General features: G+C 78.1%; 2 protein-coding genes. One reads left to right on the forward strand and one right to left on the reverse strand.

Annotation, left to right across the window (positions count from 1 at the left end):
* Nucleotides 1-2 precede the first annotated feature (2 nt).
* Complete coding sequence (locus GA0115242_RS22885) at nucleotides 3-1,166, reverse strand: glycosyltransferase 87 family protein (protein ID WP_237549246.1); 1,164 nt, start codon at nucleotides 1,164-1,166, stop codon at nucleotides 3-5.
* A 260-nt stretch (nucleotides 1,167-1,426) separates the two neighbouring features.
* Here GA0115242_RS22885 and GA0115242_RS22890 point away from each other — a divergent pair.
* A partial coding sequence (locus tag GA0115242_RS22890) for a glycosyltransferase family 39 protein (RefSeq protein WP_256089543.1) occupies nucleotides 1,427-2,315 on the forward strand: 889 nt, incomplete at its 3' end.

Raw genomic sequence — 2,315 nt, forward strand, 5'->3', positions numbered from 1 at the left:
TGTCAGCGGGCGCGCGCCGGGGCGGGGACGGCGAGCGGCGCGGTGAGCGGCCCGGTCGCCCGCCAGAGCCGGACGAACGACAGGACGGCCGCCGCCGCGAGCAGCCCGTTGCGCACCACCATCAGCGCGCAGCCGGTCCAGGTGGAGGCGATGACCTGCCCGTACAGGACCGGGTAGACGACGGAGCTGACCGCGGCCGCCACCAGCACCAGGACCGTCACCGGGCGCTGGACGGTGTGCCGCGAGGTCAGGCAGACGGCGGCCAGGCCCAGCAGCCAGATCAGGTACTGCGGGCTGATGACCCGGCTGGTGACGGTGAACAGCAGCACGGCGCTGAGCGCGGCGTCGTACGTCGTCGCCGGGGTCCGGCGCACCGCCCGCAGCCGCCACACCAGCAGCAGCGCGAGGGCGAGCCCGGTGAGCGCCAGGCTGACCCGGGCGACGGTGTCCACGTACGGCCCGGTGAACTCCATCGCCCCGTACCGGTAGCGCGCCGCGCCGCTCCAGCCCGCGTGGGTGGCGAGGCCGAGCGCGGTGCCGCCGAGGGACTCGATCTGCACGCCCCGGCCGCCCTGCTCGCGCAGGAAGGCGAACGGGTGGGTGAACAGGGCGGCCAGGACCGCGAGGGCGCCCGCGCAGGTGACGGCGGCCCGGACCAGCGCCGACCGGGTCGCCCGGCCCTTCGGCAGCCCGAGCAGCACCAGCACCGGCCACACCTTCACCAGGGCGCCCAGCGCCGCGAGCGCCCCGCACGCGCGCGGGGAGCGCGCCGCCACCAGCAGGGCGACGACGGCGAGGGCGGTGACCTGCACGTCGTAGCGGGCGAGCGGCAGGTGCAGGAGCAGCGGCAGCCCGCAGGTCCAGTGGACGGCGCCGCGCAGCGAGCCGCCTGGCCGGGTGCCCGCGCGGGCCAGCGCCGCCGTGACGGCCGCGTCGGCGGCGAGGGTGAGGACGACGAACGCCTGGAAGTACGTCAGGCCCGGGAGCAGCGCGGGCGCCAGCAGCACCGGGCCCGCGCCGGGCGGGTACTGCCAGAGCGGGTCGTGCGCCGGGAAGGCGCCGTGCGCGAGGATCCCGTACCAGTGGTGGTAGAGCCGCCACACCTCCCGCGCGACCCCGCCGCCGCCCAGCTCCGGCCGTCCGCCCGCGGTGAGCAGCCAGAGCATCAGGGCGCGGGCGGCCGCCCAGACGGCGGCGAGGACGAGGAGCCGGTGCGGGCCCGCGGTGGCGCGCAGCGCGCGGACGGCGGTGGTGACGGGTCCCGGCGGGGGCGCCGGGACGGCCGCGGCGCCGGGCGCGGCGGCGTGCGGAACGGCTTCGGGAACGGCGTTCATGACGGCGGATCGTAAGCCGGGCGAATGCCTCGGGAGGGCCGATACGCCGTCAATGGTCGGTAAGAGCCTGCCGACGGCACAGACTCGGGTCCGTGCAGAGCGAGAGCCGGTGGGCGCGGGCGGCGGCCGTGGGGGTGCCCGCCGCCGTCATGGCCGTGATCGGGGCGTGGGACCTCGGGCGGGGCGGCATGTGGCGGGACGAGGGCGTCACCTTCCAGGTCGCGCGCCGCTCGGTGCCGCAGATCTGGCGGCTGCTGCACGGCGTGGACGCGGTGCACGGCCTGTACTACCTGCTGATGCACGCCGTGCTCGCCCTCCGCGCGGACGAGGTCGCGCTGCGGCTGCCCTCGGTGTGCGGGGCCACCGCCGCGGCGGCCCTGGTCGGCGCGCTCGGCACCCGGCTCGCGGGCGCCTGGGCCGGGTGCGGGGCGGGGCTGCTGTACGCCGTGACGCCGATGGTCGGCTACTACGCCCAGGAGGGCCGCTCCTACGCCCTCGTCTCGGCGGGCGTCCTCGCGGCGACGCTGCTGCTGGCGCGCGCGGTCGACGGGCAGGGGGTCTGGCGGGCGTACGCGGTGGTGCTCGGCGTCACCTGCCTGCTGCACGAACTGGCGGCGCTCGCGGTGTGCGCGCACGCGCTCACCCTGGCGTGCGCGCGGGTGCGACGAGGGGTGTGGGGGCGCTGGTCGTGCGCCGTCGGCGCGGCCGGGGCCGTCACGCTCCCGCTGGCGCTGGTCTCCCGGGCCCAGTCCGGCCAGGTGGCGTGGCTGCGCACCCCGGGGTGGGCGAGCGCGGGGCGGCTGCTGAGCGCGTCGGTGCCGGTGCCGACCGGGGTGCTGTTCTGGGGGTGCGTGGCGCTGGCGCTGCTGGGGGTGTGCGCGGGCCCGCGCACGCTCACCCGCGTGGCGCTCCCGCTGGCCCTCGCGCCCCCGGCCCTGCTGATCGCCGTCTCCCGCCTGCGGCCCCTGTACGACGACCGGT

The sequence above is a fragment of the Streptomyces sp. SolWspMP-5a-2 genome (assembly GCF_900091845.1).
GTDB classification, from domain to species: Bacteria; Actinomycetota; Actinomycetes; order Streptomycetales; family Streptomycetaceae; genus Streptomyces; species Streptomyces doudnae.